At 62.1% G+C, this 20,896-nt stretch carries 19 protein-coding genes and 1 pseudogene; 11 read left to right on the top strand and 9 right to left on the bottom strand.

Annotated features, from left to right (window positions below):
* The first annotated feature begins 3 nt into the window (after positions 1-3).
* The 3 genes and pseudogenes from ABH945_RS24835 (at position 4) to ABH945_RS24825 (ending at position 2,669) form a co-directional block, all read left to right on the top strand.
* A complete protein-coding gene (locus tag ABH945_RS24835; RefSeq protein WP_429252264.1) occupies positions 4-1,479 on the top strand; it encodes a glycosyltransferase in 1,476 nt (491 codons plus the stop codon).
* A 55-nt stretch (positions 1,480-1,534) separates the two neighbouring features.
* Positions 1,535-2,233, top strand: a complete 699-nt coding sequence (locus ABH945_RS24830) for a GNAT family N-acetyltransferase (protein WP_429252303.1) — start codon at positions 1,535-1,537, stop codon at positions 2,231-2,233.
* Positions 2,234-2,276: 43 nt separating this feature from the next.
* Positions 2,277-2,669 (top strand): annotated as a pseudogene (locus ABH945_RS24825) (carboxymuconolactone decarboxylase family protein).
* A gap of 124 nt (positions 2,670-2,793) precedes the next feature.
* Here ABH945_RS24825 and ABH945_RS24820 read toward each other — a convergent pair.
* The 5 genes from ABH945_RS24820 to ABH945_RS24800 form a co-directional block, all read right to left on the bottom strand.
* The gene (locus ABH945_RS24820) at positions 2,794-3,033 is read right to left on the bottom strand and encodes a hypothetical protein (protein WP_429252263.1); all 240 of its coding nucleotides are present in this window, start codon (positions 3,031-3,033) and stop codon (positions 2,794-2,796) included.
* A 431-nt stretch (positions 3,034-3,464) separates the two neighbouring features.
* Positions 3,465-5,786 carry a hypothetical protein gene (locus ABH945_RS24815; RefSeq protein ID WP_429252262.1) on the bottom strand — a complete coding sequence of 774 codons (2,322 nt, stop codon included), beginning with the start codon at positions 5,784-5,786 and terminating at the stop codon, positions 3,465-3,467.
* 188 nt (positions 5,787-5,974) lie between these two features.
* The gene (locus ABH945_RS24810) at positions 5,975-6,661 is read right to left on the bottom strand and encodes an HAD family hydrolase (protein ID WP_429252261.1); all 687 of its coding nucleotides are present in this window, start codon (positions 6,659-6,661) and stop codon (positions 5,975-5,977) included.
* 135 nt (positions 6,662-6,796) lie between these two features.
* Positions 6,797-8,239, bottom strand: coding sequence for a cytochrome-c peroxidase (locus ABH945_RS24805; protein ID WP_429252260.1), 1,443 nt, complete (start codon positions 8,237-8,239; stop codon positions 6,797-6,799).
* Between the two features lie 175 nt (positions 8,240-8,414).
* Entirely contained in the window at positions 8,415-10,190 is a 1,776-nt protein-coding gene (locus tag ABH945_RS24800; protein ID WP_429252259.1) for a phospholipase C, read from the bottom strand.
* A gap of 91 nt (positions 10,191-10,281) precedes the next feature.
* Here ABH945_RS24800 and ABH945_RS24795 point away from each other — a divergent pair, with 91 nt between their 5' ends.
* The 7 genes from ABH945_RS24795 to ABH945_RS24765 all read left to right on the top strand — a co-directional run bounded on the left by ABH945_RS24795 (position 10,282) and on the right by ABH945_RS24765 (position 15,671).
* The gene (locus tag ABH945_RS24795) at positions 10,282-10,560 is read left to right on the top strand and encodes a hypothetical protein (protein ID WP_429252258.1); all 279 of its coding nucleotides are present in this window, start codon (positions 10,282-10,284) and stop codon (positions 10,558-10,560) included.
* 50 nt (positions 10,561-10,610) lie between these two features.
* Positions 10,611-10,931: a YXWGXW repeat-containing protein gene (locus ABH945_RS24790; RefSeq protein ID WP_074768345.1), complete on the top strand. Its 321-nt coding sequence runs from the start codon at positions 10,611-10,613 to the stop codon at positions 10,929-10,931.
* Between the two features lie 328 nt (positions 10,932-11,259).
* Complete coding sequence (locus ABH945_RS24785) at positions 11,260-11,886, top strand: RNA polymerase sigma factor (RefSeq protein ID WP_429252257.1); 627 nt, start codon at positions 11,260-11,262, stop codon at positions 11,884-11,886.
* On the top strand, positions 11,883-12,317 hold the full coding sequence (locus ABH945_RS24780; protein ID WP_429252256.1) for a hypothetical protein: 435 nt from the start codon (positions 11,883-11,885) through the stop codon (positions 12,315-12,317). The genes ABH945_RS24785 and ABH945_RS24780 overlap by 4 nt, the downstream gene beginning before the upstream one ends.
* Positions 12,314-12,841: a periplasmic heavy metal sensor gene (locus tag ABH945_RS24775; RefSeq protein WP_429252255.1), complete on the top strand. Its 528-nt coding sequence runs from the start codon at positions 12,314-12,316 to the stop codon at positions 12,839-12,841. The genes ABH945_RS24780 and ABH945_RS24775 overlap by 4 nt, the downstream gene beginning before the upstream one ends.
* Before the next feature lie 73 nt (positions 12,842-12,914).
* Positions 12,915-14,465 carry a DUF1800 domain-containing protein gene (locus ABH945_RS24770; protein WP_429252254.1) on the top strand — a complete coding sequence of 517 codons (1,551 nt, stop codon included), beginning with the start codon at positions 12,915-12,917 and terminating at the stop codon, positions 14,463-14,465.
* A gap of 57 nt (positions 14,466-14,522) precedes the next feature.
* Positions 14,523-15,671: a DUF1501 domain-containing protein gene (locus ABH945_RS24765; protein WP_429252253.1), complete on the top strand. Its 1,149-nt coding sequence runs from the start codon at positions 14,523-14,525 to the stop codon at positions 15,669-15,671.
* Positions 15,672-15,734: 63 nt separating this feature from the next.
* Here the strand turns inward: ABH945_RS24765 and ABH945_RS24760 are convergent, their stop codons facing one another.
* The 3 genes from ABH945_RS24760 to ABH945_RS24750 form a co-directional block, all read right to left on the bottom strand.
* Entirely contained in the window at positions 15,735-16,817 is a 1,083-nt protein-coding gene (locus ABH945_RS24760) for an ATP-binding protein (protein ID WP_429252252.1), read from the bottom strand.
* A gap of 665 nt (positions 16,818-17,482) precedes the next feature.
* A complete protein-coding gene (locus ABH945_RS24755) occupies positions 17,483-18,004 on the bottom strand; it encodes a flavin reductase (RefSeq protein ID WP_429252251.1) in 522 nt (173 codons plus the stop codon).
* 47 nt (positions 18,005-18,051) lie between these two features.
* Positions 18,052-19,434: an LLM class flavin-dependent oxidoreductase gene (locus ABH945_RS24750; RefSeq protein WP_429252250.1), complete on the bottom strand. Its 1,383-nt coding sequence runs from the start codon at positions 19,432-19,434 to the stop codon at positions 18,052-18,054.
* A 253-nt stretch (positions 19,435-19,687) separates the two neighbouring features.
* Here ABH945_RS24750 and ABH945_RS24745 point away from each other — a divergent pair, with 253 nt between their 5' ends.
* The gene (locus tag ABH945_RS24745) at positions 19,688-20,257 is read left to right on the top strand and encodes a helix-turn-helix domain-containing protein (RefSeq protein ID WP_429252249.1); all 570 of its coding nucleotides are present in this window, start codon (positions 19,688-19,690) and stop codon (positions 20,255-20,257) included.
* Between the two features lie 148 nt (positions 20,258-20,405).
* Here ABH945_RS24745 and ABH945_RS24740 read toward each other — a convergent pair whose 3' ends face one another.
* A complete protein-coding gene (locus ABH945_RS24740; RefSeq protein ID WP_074768363.1) occupies positions 20,406-20,780 on the bottom strand; it encodes a BON domain-containing protein in 375 nt (124 codons plus the stop codon).
* Positions 20,781-20,896: the final 116 nt, after the last annotated feature.

Below are 20,896 nucleotides of genomic sequence, written 5' to 3'. Positions count from 1 at the left end.
ACAATGCTTACGTTGCTTTCCTGGTTTTGCCAGGCAGTTTTCTTCGTCGTGGTCGTCTATTTTGCGCTGTATGTTCTGCTCGAACTGCGGGTATTCCTCATTTCGCGGAAGGTCGAACAGCGCAAATTAACTGAGCTTGTGCATTCATCTTCCAGGACACAGACCGATTTCTGCCCGTCGGTGAGTGTGCTGCTGCCGATCTATAACGAATCGGAGGTTGTCGAGCGGTTGATCGATGCTGCGTGCCGTTTGTCTTATCCGTCCGGGTTGCTGGAGATTCTGGTGCTCGACGATTCGACTGACTGCACGAGCGAACTCGCCCGATTGCGTGCCGAACAACACAGGGCGCGGGGCGTCAGTGTTCGGGTGGTCAAGCGTAGCAATCGCAATGGCTATAAGGCGGGCAATCTGGTCAACGGAATTCAGCAGTCGCGCGGAGAATTCTTTGCGATCTTCGACGCCGATTTTGTGCCGCCATCCGATTTCCTGCTTAAAACCATTCCTTGTTTCAAAGATTCGAAACTAGGTTTCCTGCAAACGGGTATTGGTTACGAGAATCGCGATGTGTCGTTTCTCACGCGTTTCCAGGCGATGGAAATGGGCCATCAGCAGTACGTCACGGTGGGCTTGAGCGAAGACGGCGATATGGCGTCGCTCAGCGGCAGTTCCTGCGTGTGGCGCAAGCAATGCGTGGATGCGTTGGGAGGTTGGAACGCGTCGACCGTGACAGAAGACGTCGATCTTGGATACCGCGCGCAATTTGGGGAGTGGAAGTACGCTTATTTGCGCGATGTGGTCTCAATGTCTGTGTTACCCGAAACCGTTAGCTCGTACCGTATTCAGCGAGAACGCTGGGGCCGGGGTTTGATTCACAGCGGCTTCAAGCATGTCAGGCAAATGCTATCGCAACGTATGCCGTTGATAAAACGGATGCATGCGATTTCCACGATGTTTTCGTCAGTGTTGCTTGCATCGATTTATATTCTGATATTGCTGAGCCTGCCTCTAACCTATTTGATGCATTTCGACGGAGCAGGGATGCGCTGGGGCGCACTCATTTTCTTTGGTCTGGTCGTGCTGTGGGGGCTGGAGAATGCGTTCGGTGCGCGCAAGGGCGCCCGCCTGGAGGGCGCGTCGAGTGTGCTGAAAAGCTTGTGGGACACCTATAGATACATTGCGATGTTTTTGCCGATGGCGTGGTACTACTTCGCTGGTGGCGTGCGTGCGCTGTTTGGCGTTTACGGTGATTTTCACCGGACGCCGAAGGGCAAGGAAGGCTATCGCGCCAACTCACCGCGTATAAATTCGGTGTTGCTGGCGGGCGAGATCTTTACCTTTTTCTATTCGGCGACGGCAGTTCTGGTTGCTCTTCAGCACGGGAATTATGTTCTGATTCCCCTGAACGTCACCGTCTGTGTCGGTTTCGGGATGGTGCTGTATTGGTCGTGGCAGGAAAGAAGTAGGTATCGGCGTAAGTAAATGGAAAACCAGGATGTCATCTAGTATCGCTTCGATGTATACGACGCCAGACGTCATGCCCGGCTTGTCGTCGGGTCCGTCTCTGGACGGCGAGCTTACCGCCCCCCGTTTCCGCGCAGCGCGCCCTGACGACGCTAACGCGTGCGCGCCGCTGATTTTCGCGTCGGGCGTACGCGAATTCAGCTTCTTTCTCGGCCAACCGGCCGAGACCTGCATCAGCTTTCTGGCATTTGCGTTCGCATCGAGGTCAGGGCGCTTCTCGTACCGACGTCACCGCGTCGCCGTGAACGCGGACGACTGTCCGGTGGCGGTGCTCGCCATGCATGACGGCCGTCACACATGGTTCGACGATCCGCATGTCGCGCTGATACTGCTGCTGTTTTTTGGACTGATCCAGACGATCCGCATGCTGTTGCGCGGGCTCATACTGGAAAGCGAATTGCTGGCTCCGAAGTCCGCGCAGACGTTGATTGCGCACTGCGCAACGCACGAGCGCCTGCGTGGCACGGGCGTGTTTAGCGCGCTGTTCGCCGATGCAATGCAAGCGAGCGTTACGACGCGGCAACGCAAACGCACTGCAAGTGGTTCGCACGCGCAGCAGCAACTCGTGCTCGACGTGCTGGTGAGCAATACACGCGCATACGATCTATACCGGCGACTCGGCTTCGTCGAGTTGCCGCGCCGCGCGGCGATGTCGCCCCGGTTACCGCGCGAACTCGAGTCAGTGCGGATGGAGTGGCTCGGAACGCATTGAGTGGTTTGTGCATCAGGTTTCCCCATCAGGAAAAGGAGAATGTATGCCCCAGTCCAATCCGGTCGACTACACTGGCGCGCCGCCAGAGGTAAAAGCCAGTCTACGACGACATCAAGCAAACCCGTCAGGTCGATGACGTTAACAACTTCTAGAAGTGCGTGCTTAGCACCCGCCCACGCTCGCACAGACCTGGGACAGTCTGCAGGAGGTAATGGCCCCTGGCGCACTCGATCCGCTCGTCAAGGAACTGCTATACATCGCGGTCAGTGTGACCAATAACTGCGGCTATTGCGTCGCGAGTCACACGGCGGCAGCGCGCCGCGCCGGTATGACCGATGAAATGTTCGGCGAACTGCTCGCGATTGTCGGTATGTCTAATGAGACCAACCGGCTCGCAGTGAGCTATCGAGTCCCGATCGAGCCGGCCTTTGAATAAGCAGGTAAAAAGCACGCTGGGGCCCCGTTCACACGAGCCGAGGCCCCAGCGCCTGCAACACTGCGCGCGCGGATACGAAGCGCAGCATGCACTGCGGTACCGACAACTAAAGTCGCAGGTCCACTCACAGCGGCACGATATGCGGCGGCTGCGGATAGCAGACCGGCGTCCGAACCGGCTCACAGCCATAGTGCACTGGCGGCGAGCAGAGGTTCCACTGAGGAGGGACATACCCCGGCGGTGCTGGATGACACCAGTTCGGTTCTTCGCGGTTGAAGCAGGCACTGCCGCCGCGTACGTTTTGCGCGTCAGCGCGATCGAGTTCGTTGCAATGCGACAGGTCGCTAAAAATGAGGCAGGTCATGGTGGATCTCCGGCAAGGGTGGAAGGGCAACGAGCACGCTTTTGTGTCGCGCTCGTGCGTTCCAGTTGCACGTGTCATGCCATCTGCCATCAAACCGCATGCGGCCGGGATTGAGCGGAAATCGATCGCACGAGCGAACCCGTCAACTGATGGCCGCCGGGCAACTCGCGGGCCCCGACTGTTATCGAACCGCCAACACCTGTTCGTATCGGGAAGGCACCCAACCGGCGCCCGGCCAGTCAGCCCGGACTCGACGCGGTCAGCACTCCCGGCAGCTCAACCATTTCTCTGAAGACCTGCACGAACCAGGTCAACTTTCGAGCATTACATTTTCCCCGGCCTAACGCCTACGCACCGTTGCGGCAGAGACTTCACAGACCGGCTACGCCGGTCCATACACCGTGTTTGTCTGAAGTCATCCGGGAACCGCGTCATCGCACGTACCAGGTCCCATCTCGCGCAATAAGCTCCCATCGACCCGCCGCGCTGTCCTTGATAACCTGAAACAGATTACGTCGCTCCTCCGGGTCGATCGAGCGATATTCCGTTCCTGGTTTCGTCATGCAGCCCAACTGAGTCAGGCTGGCGGCGCGGGCGGCGACCGTCTCGACGACTTTGTTACCGTACGCTTTCGCAATGAGCCCCTCGTGCTGCGCAATCGCGAATCGTTCGACGATCAGGCTCAAATTCTTCACGTGGGCAAACTTCGCCAACAGCGCCTGAAACGCGATTGAGTCGGTCGGATGCTGTCCAACCATCAAACAGAACCTTGCGCCTTCGTATGCGCTGGTCGGCAGTTGGTCGAGATTCACCCGATTTTCAATGGACATGATTCGCTCTGCGTCCTGGGGACGGTCCATCGCCCATAGATCCAGGTTCACCTGCGCATTGACTGCAATCGCAGAGAAGTCAAAGCGACGAGCGAAAAGAATTGCGCCGTAGCCACCCATCGAGCCGTGATAGCACGTCACCTTGTCAGGGGCGAAACGGCCGATCACGCGTTCACGGATCAGGGCGTCGATGCGGGCGACTTCGTCATCGCTGTACCAGTTGCAGACGGGATTATTGACGAACAGAACATTGGTCCGGCGTTCTTTGACAAGGCTCGGAACGGATGGGAAAACGTGATAGCTGAACCGGTCCGCAAACGCAATGATGAGCTCGTCGCTCTCTGGCTCGTCGAGCCATATCCAGTCTCCATGCGGTCCGGACTGGATCAGCGATCCCTGTTGCCGGAAAAAACCGAAGCTCTGCAAACTCGCCTTGAGTCGAGCGAAGGGGGCGGCATCGCCGAAGTGTTCGAAGTATTCCTGCCCGGTCCGGTAGCGCTGAATCTTCAGATGTTGGCCGGGCGAGCACTCACCTCGAATTGAGATTGTCGCAGCTCGCGCGATTGCGAGATGACGCGCGGCCGTGCTGGTCGACTTGTCGGCGAGGTATTGCATTGCCGATAACTCGTCAACGCCGTCAGGTCGAATCCATTGAGGCTCAAGCGCACCAGCGTGGATCTGGGCAAAAGCGCGTTCGCGCGCCGACGCGCCTACCGAACCATGCGCGTACGTATGTGCAAGGCTTTCCAGCATTCCCTTCTGATCCAACGCCAGGAAGATCCGTTGCATCGCCACCGCGACGTCCGGCGAATAAGCGGCTGACAGCGATTCGGTTGCATGCTCGAACGCGGCGAACAGATCCCTTTCAGCGCCATCCAGGTACAGGAAACAGAGCCGCGCGTGGATGTCCGAGAGGAGGCTTTTCAATTCTTCGCGGTCGAGCAAGGAGCGACAATGTTCGATGCTCCGTACCGAGTCAGCGGAAAATCCGATGCTCCAGAATTTTGCGAGGTCGATCAGCAGGGACTCTTGCCGGTTGTCGAGTTGGGCGGCGCTGTCGGAGGACAGTCCGGCCTTCTCCAACAGTGCGGCAAAGGCGCCGGCACGTTGGCCGGCAGCGTATCCGGAAAGCAGGCGCTCGACATAGCGCCAGAACTGGGCATTCAGATAGCGCTGATCTGCCAGGAACAGTTGGTTCAGTTCGCGCGGGAGCCGCGGAAAGGTCTCGGTAAGAATCAACTGAGACAGCAGTTCGCGCTGGTACGTCAGCGCCTGTGGATCGCGCAACGCAGCCAGCAGATTCGTCAAGGCGCCCGATCGGTCACCAAGGAGCAGGCTTGCCTGTGCGTACATGAAGGTGGCGCGATTCTTCAAGTAATCGGTCGCTGCCATGAGGTGCTTCAGAAGAGGCAGGCTGCTGCCGGCAATGACCCGCTTCGAAGCCGGAGATCTGGCTGTGTTCCACTTGTCCTGCAGGAGTGTGGCGTATCTGTAGGACAGGATCTGCGGGAATGCCGCCGGATCAGCCGCGACGCTCCTCATCGGAGCGATCGATTCGAGCATACTCTCGACGAACGGCACATCTTTCGTCACACCGTCCTGGGCCCAACGAAACATGTGGCACAGTTCGAGCAATGCATCCTGGTCGGAGGAGCCTCTGCGTAGCAGATTCAGCAGCTTCTCATATCCTTTCGACCTCCACGCGACGAGAGAATCGAAATCAGAACCGGGGAGACTCGTTACCTCTTCCGTCAGGAAGGCAAGCGTTTCTGAGCGCTCGGCGACATCCATCGTGAAGCGCAACGTGACAAGTGCTGTCTTGATGCCGAAAAGCGGATCTTCCGGATCGGAAACAACCTGGCGCGGTGTATGAACACTTCTTGAAAATTGCGACTCCTGAAACTCGATACCACCTTCCGCCATGCCAGACCCCTCTTTTCATATTTTGTTGAGGTCGAATTATATGCGTGAGCGCATCGGTCCCGGTCAGCGGATTGAAAGTCGCTTTCGCCTTCGAACCCGCCAACTAATCTCCGTCGATCAACTCGCGCGCCCCCGAGTGTCGTTGAACCGCGAACGCCTGCGCTACCCGCCAAACTCAATGCAGCCGATCAGCCCCGCCCCCATCCCAACAGCACCCCCGGCAACTCTGCCATATCCCTGAAAACATGCACCGCGCCCGCGCCATGCAACGCCGTCGCGCTGCTATGACCCAATTCCATCGGGCAATAACCGAACACCGTAGCGCCCGCGGCGACACCTGCAGTCGCGCCCGTCACTGTGTCTTCCACCACGGCACAGCGTGTCGGATCGACACCCAGCGCCGCTGCCGCTGCCAGATAAACATCGGGAAACGGCTTGCTGCGAGGCGTTTCGTGTCCGCTGAAAATACGTCCTTCGAAACAGTCGAGGATGCCGGCCTTGGCGAGTTGCAATTCGATCTTGACCCGGTCGGCACCCGAGGCAACGGCAATGCGTCCGTTCAACAGCGGAAACAACCCGCGCACCGCCGAAGCCGCGCCGGGAATCGCCGCCAGTTCCTTGTCGAGCGCTTCATTGCGACGCGCGCGGAACTGCATGAGCCACTCGTTAGTGATCGCGAAACCGGTGCGCGCTTCGATCAGCGCGGCCTCGTCTTTCACTGCTTTGCCGACAAAAATGCGCATCGTCTCTTCGACGCTCAATTGCCAGCCCAGCTCGCCGAGCATCTCGGTCAGCACGCGGTTGGTGATGGGTTCGGAGTCGACAAGCACGCCGTCGCAGTCGAAGAGTACGGCGTCGAAGGGAAAATCGGCCATCGGGTAGGGAAGAGATGAGAGTCGTGGGACCGTCAAGCATACCGCACCGGCCCGCACGGCTCTCACACTGCGCCGTGACCACGAACGGGTCGACGGTGCGCAGATTCAAAAAACTACTTCAACGTCACAGTTGGCTCAGGGCTTGTAACCGTCATTCAGCGTGTGCAGGAATGCAATGATGTCCTGAATATCCTGATCGCTCATCGCGGGCTGGTCGCCGTATTTCCGGTCGAACGGCGCGTCGGCGATATCGACGTTGGCATGGTATTGAGCCGGCAGATCGTCGTACTTCTGCACCTTGCCCGCTGCGTCCTTCGGATAGATCCTGTCCGGCGACGTATTGCGCAGGTTGTAGAAGTCCATCACCTGCTTGAGGTCGTGATACACGCCATTGTGGAAGTACACGTTGCGATTCGCGCTATTGCGCAACGTCGGCGTGAGGAACATGCCGCAATACTGCGTCTGCTTCGCGAGGTCCTGACGAAGCGGCCCGCACAGTCCGAAGTCGAAGAACTTCGGGTCGCGGTTCGCTTCAAGACGCGTGTTGCGCGGCACGCCGAGCGCCTCGTATTGCGTATCCGTGAACAACGGCGGCAGTCCGTCCGAACTGGGCTGGCTCAGGTGGCAACCTGCGCAGTTCGCTTTCTTCGGGTCGTTGAACAGGTTCAGACCGTGCAGTTCGGCGTGCGTGAGGCGCGCCTTGCCTCGCAGCCAGTAGTCGTACTTGCTGGTGAACGCGTGAAAGTCCGGCTGTTCGAATTCGTAGCGGCCGACGGCGAACATCGCCTCGGCGGTCAGCATGTCCGCGTTGTTGAAGATGCCCGGGCCGAACAGTTTGCGGAAGCTGGCGGCGTAAGGCGCACGCGCGAGTTTGGCGGCGACCGCAGCGGAATCGGCGTTCGCCATTTCGGTCGGGTTGATCAGCGGACCGAGCGCCTGACGCTGATACGTATCCGCGCGGCCGTCCCAGAACATGCCGCCCACCGGCACCATCGCGACGGTAGCGGGCGCCGTGCCCGCCACCTTGTCGGCGCGTTGCGTGCCTTGTGCTGCTTGAGCGAGCGCGTTGAAATCGGGCGGCGCGGCCGCATCGGCGGCATCGGGGCCGATGCTGAAGACGGCCTGGCGGTATAGATACGCGAGCGACGGCGGCGGCCGGAAGCTCTGGCGATCGAGATGCGGGCCGCCCAGTTGCGCGTCGAGATCGTTCGGCGGGCCGTACGCGTGCGTCGGGCTATGACACGACGCGCACGATTGCCTGCCCGACGCGGACAGCGACGTGTCGTAGAAAATCTGCTTGCCGAGTTTCGCGACCGCGCTCAGCGGTGCCTGCGCCGGCAAGACCAGTTGCACCGGGTGCGGGTTCGCGCCCGTCAGGTTTTCGACGATCTCGCCCACGGAGTCGGGCATACGCTCCGGGTACGCGAGTGCATAACCGGCCAGGCCAGCGACGGCGACGAGCGCGACCGTGCAGCCCACCATCAGACGCTGGCGGCCGCGCGGCCGATTGGCGCCAGGAGGTTCGTTGCGCTGGGTGGATCCGGTGGACGGTGTAGGGTGGAGCGGTTGCGTTGACATAGACGAGCGATAAGCAGAGGCCTGCAAAGCCGGTGGAGCTGGCGAAGCGAAGCGAGTGACGATCCGGAAAAATTCAGCAGGAACATGGGTCCGGCGACTGCCGGCGCCATGTGCAAAAAGCGTCCCGACCTTGCTGAACGCGGTCGGGACGCCTGTCGATGCTCTGACGTTTCGTTTAGAGCGACGGTGTCGTAATCGCAGCCGGTGCGGTCGTCAGTGCCGTCCCCAGGTTCGAATCCAGATACAGCGCCGCATTCGGCGTGGTCTTGGTGAAGTCGAACATGCCCATGATGCTGCCGGCGTTCGCATCGTTCGAACCCTGACCGATACGCGTGCCGCTGAGCCAGTTGTCTTCGATGAAGCGAACCACCGAGGACTGCGTGATCAGGTCGGTGCTGTCGACGTAATTGGCCTTCGCATACGGCGAGATCACGACGAACGGAATACGCGTACCCGGACCGCAGCGGCCATTCACCGCGCCGCCGTTGATGCCCACGCCCTGCACCGCGCCCGCGGCGTTACACACGCCCGCGCCATTGAGCTGGTCGGCGCCCGTCACCGCTTTCACGAAAGTACCGTCACCCGTCGACATGGCCGAGGTCGAGTCGAACGATGAGGTGGTCGGTGTGGCGTACTGATGGTCGTACCAGCCGTCCGAATCGTCGTAGGTCACGATCACCGCGGTGTTCTTCCAGTCCGGTTGCTGCTGGAGGAAGTTCACCACGCTCGTGACGAACGCCTGCTCGTCGAGCGGATCGGAGTTGCCCGGATGCGCGTCGGCGACAGCCGGTGCCTTCAGGAAGCTCACCGACGGGAAGTTGCCCGCCTTGACGGCGGTAAAGAAGTCGTTGACGTCGTACTGGTGATGCACCGGCGTGGCCGTGTTGTCGAGCGGATCGGTATAGCCGATCTCCGCCGTCGACGAAGGCCGCGTATGCGCGAGGTTCTGCGTGCTCGTGTAGTACTGGAACCACGCGTGATGCTGCACGTAGTCGTTTTCGGACGCACCCAGCACCGACGAATACGTCGAGCGCGAGCAACCCGTGGTGCCGTTCGCGTTGGTGGCCGTCAGGTCGAAGCCGCCCATGAAGCCGCCCCACGTGAGGTTGGCCGAATTCAGCAGATCGCCGATGTTCTTCGAGGTCATGGCCGCTGTCGTGGTCGAGCCTGCCTTGATCGTGCACACGTCGCCGGTCGGGTCGAGGTCGCCGATCAGCGACCAGCCGCCTTGCAGGTCATACACCACGTCGGTCGACGGGCTGGTCGTCGCGCTGCCGGCGACCACCGCGCCGTTGCTCGTCACCACGGCACCGTTGTGCTGGCCCGACACGACCGAGATCGCGCCCGGTGTCGACGGACCATACGTGTCGGTATAAGCGTTGTCGCTCATCGCGAAGTGCTGCGCGTAGTTCCACATCGCCGTCACGGTATTGCCGTCGTAGTAGCCCATCACCAGACCGGCCTTGCCGAACTCGGTGGCGGTCCCCGTCGACGGGTTGCCGGTGTTCGCGGGATACGCATCCATCTTGCCGTTGTCGGCCGCGAGTTGCTCCGGCGTGTAGCTGTGGTTCTGGCTTTCGGTGGACGCCTGCGTGCGATCGAGACGGAACGGATTGATCGCCGAGGTGCCGTTCGCCGTATTCGAGACCGTCGGGTTGTTCGTCAGCAGCGCGGTCGTCAGGCCGTTGACCGTCGGGGTGCCCGATGCGGCAGTGAAGACCGGTTCGCCGTCGGGATTCTGCGCGTTCGGGTAGGTACCGTAGTAATGGTCGAACGATTCGTTTTCACCGAAGATCACGACGACGTGCTTGATCGGCGTTGCCGTCGTCGCGGCGTCCTGGGTCGACACCGCGGCTGCAGTGCTGGCCGACGAGCTGACATTGTTATTACCGCAGGCAGCGAGTGTGAGCATCGCGGCCAACGGGATGGGGAGTAGCGTTCTACGCAACATGTTTGACTGGCTCCAGAATCGACTTTGCCGTGCAGCGACTCCATCGATATACGAGGGGATATTCGCTGGGATCTTGTTAGAGAAACTGCGCATGGTCTTACTGCATCAAGCAACAAAACTGCGCGCATTAAACTCTTTGCCGATTAAAGTTTCGGGGCGGATAAATAACGTCGGCTCTCAATCGCCATTCGTTGTAATAACTAGTGCTGTTATTAAGCTGACAACGACGTTTTTCCGGCTGAAGTTATTACTGCTCGCTTTGGCTCTGGACGGGCGTTTCACGCATCTCACCCACGTGATTGCTTTCATCGTGTTTCTAAATATTTCTCCTGCAGTTTTCTGCGACGGATTTTCGCCGCTGCTGCGTTAAAGCCATAGCGGAGCCGCTTCCGGCTGCGGATTTTTATGGGAGAGATCAACATGACATCAAGAAAACCCGTCGCTATCGCAGGCGTCTTGCTGGCCGTCATGCTCGGTAGCGGAACGATGCTCGACTCGACGTCCGCAGCCGCGCAGGCCGTGGTGATCGCGCCAATGGCGCCGCCGCCTCCACGCGTCGAAGTGGTGCCCGCGCCGCGTGACGGTTATGTGTGGGACCAGGGCCGCTGGCGTTGGGACCATGGCCGTTACGTATGGGCGCCGGGTCACTGGCAGCCGGTGCGGGTCGGCTATCACTGGGTGCCGGGGCACTGGGCGCAGCGCGGGCCTCACTGGCGCTGGATCGAAGGGCATTGGGCCTGATTTGACCCATCTTCGATACAGGCAGGCTGACATGAAAATACTCGTGGTGATTCTACTGGCGATCACGCTCGCCGGTTGTGTGGTGTACCCGGCGCGTCCGGCTTATTACCGGCCGGCGGTCGTCGTATATTGAACGTGGCTCGAGCACAGCGATGAGCCGTCGCATGCGCAGCCTGCGGCATGTTGCGCATGCGACTATCGACAAGACAAGCCAGCGTGAATGGCAGATCAGGGAGCGGCGGTTGATGAACGAGGTTCTTTCTGCTGCGACAGCGGCGCGGTCCGCTCGCGGCGCGCCGGTTGTGCGGCGTGTTGTGCGCGTCTGCGCATGGCGGGATGCGATGACGTGCGCGTCGATGCATATGTCGAGGCACACGTCGTGGAGCGTCGTCCGTTGAGCGAACGCGACCCCGACGCGGAATTGCTGGAACAGATCGGCCGTCAGGACCCGGCGGCCGTGCGTACGCTCGTCGCGCGCAAGCTGCCGCGTTTGCTGTCGCTCGCCATGCGCATGCTCGGCGACCGGATGGACGCGGAAGATGTCGCGCAGGAAGTGTTCGTGCGCATCTGGAAGCAGGCGTCGCGCTGGCGCGAAGGCGACGCGAAATTCGACACGTGGGTGCATCGCGTGGCGCTCAACCTTTGCTATGACCGGCTGCGAGGCCGGCGCGAAGATCCGCACGACGAGATGCCCGACGAAGCCGATCCCGCCGCGCCGCCCGACGCCCGTCTCGAAGCGCGCGCGCAGGACGCGCGCGTGCGTGAGGCGCTTGCCGCGTTGCCGGCGCGGCAACGCGAGGCGCTCGTGTTGACCTATTACCAGGAAATGTCGAACCTCGACGCCGCCGCGCTGATGGGCGTCACGGTCGATGCGCTGGAAAGTCTGCTGGCCCGCGCGCGCCGCAATCTGCGCGCACAACTGGCCGGCAGCGGCCTTAGCAAGGACAAGTCATGACGCCCGAAAGATTTCATCAGATCGTCGAGGCCTACGGTGCCGATCCGCGCCGCTGGCCGTCCCACGAACGCGCGGCGGCGCAGGCATGGGCGCAACGGCATCGCGAGCAGGCCGATGCCGTGCTCGCCGATGCCGCCACCCTCGACGCATTCCTCGCCGCCGACAAGGTCGATCCGCCGAGTGTCGCTTTACAGCAGCGCGTGATCGGCAGTGCGCCGGTGCGGCAACCGCGGCAACCTGCTACGCGCCGGCGGCTCTGGTGGTCCGGTGCGGCGGTGGCCGGCGTCGGACTGCTCGGCGGCGTGGCCGGTGCGTTCGCGGTGTCGTTTTTCGTATTGACGGAGACGGTGCCGCCCATCCACGACGCGTACGAATCGTCGTATCTGACTTCGAGTTTCGGCGGAACGTCAGCCGACTGGAGCGGAGAATGAACGGCCGCTCGTGGAAAATCGTGCTGGCGGTCTCGCTGGTGCTCAACGTCTTTTTGCTTGGCGCGATTGCCGGCGGCGCTTATCAATGGTTCGCGGCGCATCGCGCGAACACGCCCGCGCAGGTGCTGGCCCAGCAGCGCGCGCTGCGCTTCGCCGCGCAGCCGTTGTCGGCGGAAAAGCAGCAGGCTTTTATCGACGGCCTGAAAGACGCGCGCCGCGACGGGCGGCAATTTGCCCGCGAGGGCCGTGAAGGGCGGCGCGAAGTATTGCGCTTGCTGGCCGCGCCGCAACTGGATCGCGCGGCGCTGGATGCCGCGCTCGCCCGCACTCGCGCCGCCGACAGTAATCTGCGCGCGAAGGTGGAAGGCAGCGTCGCGGATTTCGCGGCGACCCTGTCGCCCGAGGAGCGCGTCGAATTCGCCGACAGCCTGAAGTTACGCGGGCAGTGGCGCGAAACGGTGCCGGCGGCGAATGCGAAAGCGCAGGCAAGAAAACAGGCGTCGAGTGAAACGTCGGGGGAATGAAAAAACGCGGACGCCGGCGACGGATTGTCGTCGGGCGGCCGTTTAAAGACTATCCGATGCCGACGAGGATGGTATGGCCAACTCACCGAACCTGAACGCCGCGACGATTGCGTTGAACCGTTTCGGCCTCGGCGCGCGAGCCGGCGAGACGCCGCCCGCCGATCCGAAAGCGTGGCTGCTCGCGCAATTCGACCAGTATCAGTCCCGGCCGGCCGCGTGGGCGGGGCAGCCTGACTCGGCCACGTTGTCGGTCGAACTCGCGCAGATGCGCATGGAGTTGAAGCAGGCGCGCGAGAGCAAGGGGACGGGGGGCGCGCAGGCTAATGCGCAGTCCGTCTCGCCGGGCGATGGGGCCGGCAGTGCGCCACCGGACGCCAAGGCCGCATCACAGTCTGCGACCCAGGTCGAACGCAAGGCAATGCGCGGTGAAATCGTCGACCGGTATCGCGCCTCGGTCAATGCGCGGGTCGTGAGCGCGTTGACTACCCCGACGCCGTTCGTCGAAAGGCTGGTGCATTTCTGGGCCAATCACTTCGCGGTGTCGACGGAAAAGCCGGGCGTGGCGGTGCTGGCCGGTTCATTCGAAGCGGAAGCGATCCGCCCACACGTACTCGGCCGTTTCGAAGACATGCTGGTCGCGGTCGAGCGTCATCCGGCGATGCAACTGTTTCTCGACCAGACGCGTTCGGTCGGGCCGGACAGCGTGGCGGCGCTGCGCGCGGCGCAACGCGATCCTGAGCACAAGCGCGGTCTGAACGAAAACCTGGCTCGCGAAATCATGGAGTTGCATACGCTCGGCGTGCGCAGCGGCTATAGCGAGGAGGACGTCACCGAGTTCGCTCGCGCGCTGACCGGCTGGAGCCTGGCGGCTAATCCGGCCAATGGTTTATCCAATGCTTCGTCCAACCTGCAGGCAGGTGCGGGCAACGCGGCAGGACGCGCCGTCCAGCCGAACGGCGAACCTGGTACCTTTGTCTTTCGAGCCGCGCTGCACGAGCCGGGCTCGCGCAACATCATGGGACGCACCTACGATCAGCCGGGCGAACAGCAGGCGCTCGCGATCCTGCACGACCTCGCGCGCGCGCCCGCCACTGCGCAGCATATTGGCGGCAAGCTGGCCCGTCACTTTATCGCCGACAACCCGCCGCCGGATGCGAGCGCGCATCTCGCCAGCGTATTCGAGCGCAGCGGCGGCGACTTGCCGAGCGTGTACCGCGCGCTGATCGACATGCCGCAAACCTGGTCGCCTGCGGCGGTGAAGTTCAAGACACCGTGGGAATGGACCATTTCGTCGATGCGCGGGCTCGGCTGGCAGGATCTCGGCAATCTGCAGAGCGCGCCGGTCTTCACGCAGCTCGGACAACCGGTGTGGCGTCCCGGTTCGCCCGCCGGATACGACGATATCGCCGCCAGCTGGGCCGCGCCCGACGCGCTCGTGCGGCGGGTCGAAGTGGCGCAGCGTTTCGCGGCGCGCGTCGGCGACCGGCTCGATGCCCGCTCGCTCGGACAGACCTTGCTGGCGGGATCGTTGAGCGAATCGACGGCGACGGCGGTGTCGCGAGCGGAAAGCGCTTCGACGGCGATTGCGCTGTTGCTGGTGTCGCCGGATTTTCAGCGGCGGTAAATCGAAACTGGAAGCCGAAGCCCAAGCCCAAGCCCACGAAACAAAGGAGCCCGCACCATGCTGTCACGCCGCCAATTTCTAAGCGTCGCCGCTGCGGGAGCGGGCGCGATGCTCGTCGCCCCGCAGATCGCGTTCGCCAGCGTCGCCACCGACCGCCGTTTCGTGTTCGTGATCCAGCGCGGTGCCGCCGACGGCCTGAACATCGTCGTGCCGTACGCCGAACCCGCCTACGCGACCTTGCGCGGCGCGCTCGCCATCCATACGTCGAACGCACCGCGCCTCGACGGCACCTTCGCCCTGCATCCGGCGCTGAAGCAGACGGCCGCGATGTACGCGGACCGTCAGGCGCTGTTCGTGCACGCGGTTGCGTCGCCGTATCGCGACCGCTCGCATTTCGACGGACAGAACGTGCTGGAGACGGGCGGCGTGTCGCCGTATCAGCTCAAGGACGGCTGGTTGAACCGGCTGGTCGCGCAATTGCCCGCCACCCGCGAGAACGCGATTGCATTCGCGCCGACCGTGCCGATGGCGCTGCGCGGCACGGCGGCGGTGACGTCGTACGCGCCGTCGGCGTTGCCGCAGGCGCCCGACGATCTGCTCTCGCGGGTCTCGCAACTCTACGATCAGGATGCACAATTGCGCCCGCTATGGGAGTCCGCGATGGCGGCGCGCGGTCTTGCCGGCGATGCAGGCGCACGTCAGAACCCGGCGAGCCTCGGCAAGCTGGCGGCGAGCTTTCTGTCGCGCGAAGACGGCCCGCGAATCGCGATGATCGAAACTGGCGGCTGGGACACGCACAGTGCGCAGAATGCGCGTCTCGCGAATCAGTTGAAGGCGCTCGATACGATGCTCGGCGCGCTGCGCGACGGTATGGGAGAGCAGTGGAGCAGGACGACGGTGCTGGTGGCCACCGAATTCGGCCGGACCGCGGCGGCGAACGGCACGGGCGGCACCGATCACGGGACGGGGTCGGTCGCGATGGTGCTGGGCGGTTCCGTGCAGGGTGGGCGCGTGATGGCGGACTGGCCGGGTCTGGCCGCGCATCAGCTCTATGAGGCGCGCGATCTGAAGCCGACTACCTCGCTTGATGCGTTGATCGCGGGCACCGCGAGCGAGAGTCTTGGACTCGATCCACAGCGCACGGCAACGGCATTGTTTGGGCAGACACGATCAGGTAAGCCGTTGAGCGGCGTCGTGCGCGCATGAGTTGAAGGGGCCTGCGCGGCGTGAGCCGTCGTCATGAGGCCGCCGCTCAGATTCAACTCACGTTCAAGCCTGCCCGTCCGCTGCGCTTTTCGTCGCGGAAAACACCATCCGCACGAACAGGCCGCCTTCGGGGTGGTTGCCCAGAATGAGGCGTCCTCCGGCGTCTGCTACAAGTTTCTTGACCAACGCCAGGCCCAGCCCCCAGTGACGTCCATCGTCGTGCTTATCGGGCGAACCCAGCCGCACAAAAGTCGATGTCGCGCTCGACAACTCCGACTGTTTGATGCCCGCACCATGATCGCGGAAGCTCAAGGTCCACTCGTCGCGGGTTCGGGACGTTTTGATCTCGATTGGCGGGACCCCGTGTTCCAGCGCGTTGTCGACGAGATTCGACATCACGCGTTCGAGGAACGTGCGCGGCAGGCAGAACTCCGCGCCTGCATCGAGTGTGCTGTTGAAAAGGCTGGCATCCAGCGAACTGGTCAACACGAACCTGTCACGGATGAATGCGTCCACCGGTATGTCGCTCTCCGGCGTCGTCGTGCATCCGCTGGCTTCGACAAACTGCGTGGCGATATGCGAGAACAGGTCGACATCTTCCACCAGCGCAACGCGCTTATGCCACTCGTTGATCTGCAGCGCGGTTCCACGCAGGCGGACCGCATGCGCTTCGAGGTCCTTCGCGAGCGCGGCCAGCGTCGCCGACTGTTGGGCGCTGGCGTGGCAACGCCGGGTCAGCATTTCGTCGAATGTGCGGGCGAGATCACGCAAGCGTTTCGGGCCTTTCTCCGTGATGCCATGACGGACGCGGCTGTCGCTCGCGACTGCGCAGAAGCTCGTCGCGAGGTTTCGCATCGGACGGCCGAGCAGCCAGCTTCCGGCCAGGCCGAGCGCGGCCGACAACAGCAGAATCAGGCCGGCACAGATCAGCGGGTTGTCCGCGGACAGATAGCTTGGGTCGTCGTCGAACAGGCTTGCGTCGTCCGGTGAGGCGTCACGCGCGCGCAAAAAGCGGCGATCTGCTGAGCCTGTCCAACTGTGATCGATATCGTCGCGCAGGCTGACCAGCTGTGCCCGGTCGACCAGCATCACGGCCGGCGGCGCGATCGAGAATGGCGAGGTTCGAGTGGAAGACGAACGCAGCACCGCGCGTTCCGCCCGAAACCTCGGCTGGACTCGCGGAAGTTGCGAAGCACGACCCTGTGACGAATCCACGAGGCCGGCATGCTGGATTGACGCTGCCACGGCGTACGAGTCGATGCTCGATATCAGCATCGCGGTTAAAACGATGGCTCGTTGAAGCAATCTGATCAATCGTTCCTCTTCGGCTCTGATCGAAAGTGGATGAATCCGGCGCGGGGCATGCCAATGCCATAAGCGACGCCGGACCACGCTTTATCGGGTATAGGGGTTTCCGCTGGTTTTTTTTCGTGAGACGGCCGTCCGCGAAAACTTCGCACGAGCAACCGTAAGCCAAAGCAATGATCGGCGATTCGGGCGGCTCAGGAAATTGCGAATACTGGGGGACATCGGCCAACTGCTTACGAGATGTTACGTATTTTATCGGCTCGATGCAGGATGCATGGCGAATATGAAAGCGTGCCGGTGTTCTGGAGACCGGTCTGCGGCCTTGTGCCGGAGGCTTGCGAGGAGGGCGGTGTCAAAGGCACGGCATCGACGCCGCGCGCAGCCCGGCTATTGAAAAATGACTGGAGCAATGCGGGAGAGAAATCCGCGCAAGCTCGCCCCGGCTTTGCGCGCAAACAGGCGAATAGACGACGGCGACCGCAAGCATCGCTTGCCAGGCGTACTCACTGTGCCGATTCAGCCAGCACCGCCGCATGCAGCGAATACTCGCCGACGCGATGATAACGGCGGCCGTAGTAAATCAGCGCGTCGCCGGCGACACGCGTGTGCGTGGCCTGCACCGCGCAGAAGAACACCGTGTGCGTGCCGACTTCAGTGGCCGATTCGATCTCGCAGTCGAGCGATGCCAGCGCCTCGCGCAACACCGGTGCGCCTGTCGCGAGGTGTTCCCATTGCGCGGCGGCGAAGCGTTCGGCCACCGGCAGCGCGCTATTGGCAAAATGCGCGGCGAGCGGTTGCTGTCCGGCATTGAGCACGTTCACGCAGAGCCTGCCGTTGGTGCGAAATGCGGCGTTGTTGCGGCTGCTCCGGTTGATGCAGACCAGCAGCGTAGGTGGCTCGTCGGTGACGCCGCACACTGCCGACGCGGTGCATCCCGCGAGACCTGCTGGGCCGTCGCTGGTGATGATGTTGACGGCCGTGCCGAGTCCGGCCATGGCGTCGCGAAAGGCGGTTTTCTCGAGCATGTGAGCCTCTGTGCTGAATGAACCCGACTGAACCCGGTTGAACAGACTCAACCCGCCGCGCTCTCCGCACTCGCGGGCGAACGGAATCGCGCCGCCGTGTGCGTATCGGGCAGACGTGCGTGACCGAACAGCTTCTCGCGCAAGGTGCCGTCGCGATACGCGCGCTTATACGCGCCACGCTCCTGAAGAAGCGGCACGACCAGTTCGATGAAATCTTCGAAGCACTCGGGCGCGACCGTGCGCGACAGATTGAAACCGTCCACGCCGGTTTCCTCGGTCCAGGCAATCAGTTCATCCGCGATGCGCTCGGCCGAGCCAACCAGCGGCGTCTGACGGCTGCCGAGCACCATCTGTTCGAGCAGCTTGCGCCGGGTCCATTGCGGACCGGCGGCGCGTGTCATCGCTTCGACATTCGACACGATCGCCTGGCTCTTGCCGGTCTCGATCGGCTCGTCAATGTCGTAGCGCGCGAAGTCGATGCCGAGCGACGCCGCCGCATGCACGAGCGCGGCCTCGGAACTCACGTATTGCCGGTAGTCCTCGAACTTCTCCTGCGCGTCGCGATCGGTGCGTCCGGTGATGACGGTTTGACCGAGCAGCACCTTGATATCGTCCGCGCGTCGGCCGCCCGCCAACGCGTGCGCGCGAATATCGTCGACGATGTTTTTCACCGCCGGCTTCGCCTGACCGTTGACGAACACGCACTCCGCATGCGCCGCCGCAAACCGCTTGCCGCGCGCCGACGAACCGGCCTGATACAGCACCGGCGTACGCTGCGGCGACGGCTCGCTCAGGTGCATCGCGTCGACCCGGTACTGCTTGCCGTGATGATGGATCACATGCACTTTCGACGCATCCGCATAGACGCCCCGGCTTTTATCGCGCAGCACCGCACCATCTTCCCAACTGCATTCCCACAGTTTGTAGACCAGTTCCATGTATTCGTCGGCCAGGTCGTAGCGGTCGTCGTGTGCCATCTGACCGGTCAGGCCGATTGCACGCGACGCGCTGTCGAGATAGCCGGTGACGATGTTCCAGCCGACCCGGCCGCGCGTCAGATGATCGAGTGTCGACATGCGCCGCGCGAACAGATACGGTTGCTCGACGGTGAGATTGGACGTGACGCCGAACGACAGATGACGCGTGACCGCGGCCATGGCCGGTATCAGCAGCGTGGGATCGTTGACGGGCACCTGCACCGCGCCGCGAATCGCGGCGTCCGGGTTGCCGCCATAGACGTCGTAGACTCCGGCGACATCGGCGAAAAAAATGCCGTCGAACAGACCCGCTTCGAGCGTGCGGGCGTAGTCGGTCCAATATTGAAGGTCGGTATAGCGGGACGATTGATCGCGTGGATGCGTCCACATGCCTTGCTGGATGTGGCCGACGCAATTCATGTCGAATGCGTTGAGAACGATTTCCTTCGGCATGGTGTCTTCCTGCTCAGGTGGACGAATGCTTACGGTTTCCATTCAGTGAATACGATTTTGCGCAGTGTGTGGCGTCGTATTCGTGCGTTGAATATAGTGGACGAAAAATTACTATGCAAGACGATGAGCGTGACTTTTAATGATTGCAGGGTCGCTGCGTAGCGTGCGTGATGTGCTCGTCGTGACGCCGTCACTCACGCAGACTCGCTCGATATAATTTCGCGGTGCTCACTTGTCCCATGACGATCTCTCCATGTCCGAATCCATTACCGTCGATCTGACTCTAGCGATTTCGTCGCGCGTGAAGGCCGAGCGCGAGGCGCGAAACTGGTCGCTGAGCGAACTGGCGGAACGCTCGGGTGTGTCGAAGGCGATGATCAGCAAGATCGAAAGAGGCGAGGCCAGTCCGACCGCGACGGTGCTCGGACGTCTGTCGGGCGCTTTCGGTCTGACCTTGTCGACGTTGCTGGCGCTGGCCGAGCAGACCGGCGAGCGGCTCGCGCGTCGCGCGGATCAGAGCATCTGGCAAGACCCGGAAACCGGTTATATCCGGCGACGCATATCGCCGCCTACGGGCGGCGTGCTGGAGTTACTCGAAATCGAATTGCCGGCGGGCGTGAGAGTGCCTTATCCACCGGATGCTTTCGTGTTTCAGCATCAGCAGATATGGGTGACGCAAGGGGTGCTGAATTTCCGCGAGGGCGAGCAGGAATACCGGCTGGAAACGGGAGATTGTCTGCAACTCGGCGCGCCGGTCGAGTGCGAGTTTTTCAATGCGGGCGATGACGTGTGCCGTTACGTTGTCGGTCTGGTGAGACGTTGAACGACACGTTGAATTACACGTTGAACTACAGCGGAAATTCCAGATACCAGGACACTGGCGTGAATGCAACGTGAGTGAAACAGCAGGTAACGCCACCTGCCCGCGAGATTCGCGGCAAGTGGCGCCACCCTGACCGATAACCGACCGCTCAACCTCCGCCGCCACCGCCTTGCACGCCAAGGGTGATCCGGTTATTCACCGACTTCACACCGGCCACGCCCTTGGCGACATCTCCAGCCTGCTGGATCTGGCCGCCTTCAGGCACCGTTCCCGTCAAGGTCACCACGCCGGCACGCGCCCGTACGAACACGTTCGATACGTTGAATCCCTGTGTCCTCGACAAAGCGCGGCGGACGTCCCGGCCCAGCTTCCGGTCGCCCGTGCGCATGGCGGTACTGGGATTGGTCGCCGGCGCGGCCGTGGTGGCGGGTGCCATTGCGTCGCTGGCCTGGGCGTAGGCGCCGGACGTGGTGGCCACGCACATTGCAAGTCCGAGCGCCTTCAAAAGATTGGCTGTTTTCACGTTTTCTCCATCCTCGATAAGTTGGTGTCGCTTCGTTGCATGCAAAAAACCGCGCGCTTGCGAGCTTGTCTCCGCCCACGAGGAACGCCCTGTCTTATAGAAGAGCGTTGCTACGG

Source organism: Paraburkholderia sp. GAS333 (assembly GCF_050435665.1).
GTDB lineage: Bacteria > Pseudomonadota > Gammaproteobacteria > Burkholderiales > Burkholderiaceae > Paraburkholderia > Paraburkholderia fungorum_A.
The sequence above is the reverse complement of the archived record's forward strand: the minus strand, read 5'-3'. Positions and strand labels throughout refer to the sequence as shown.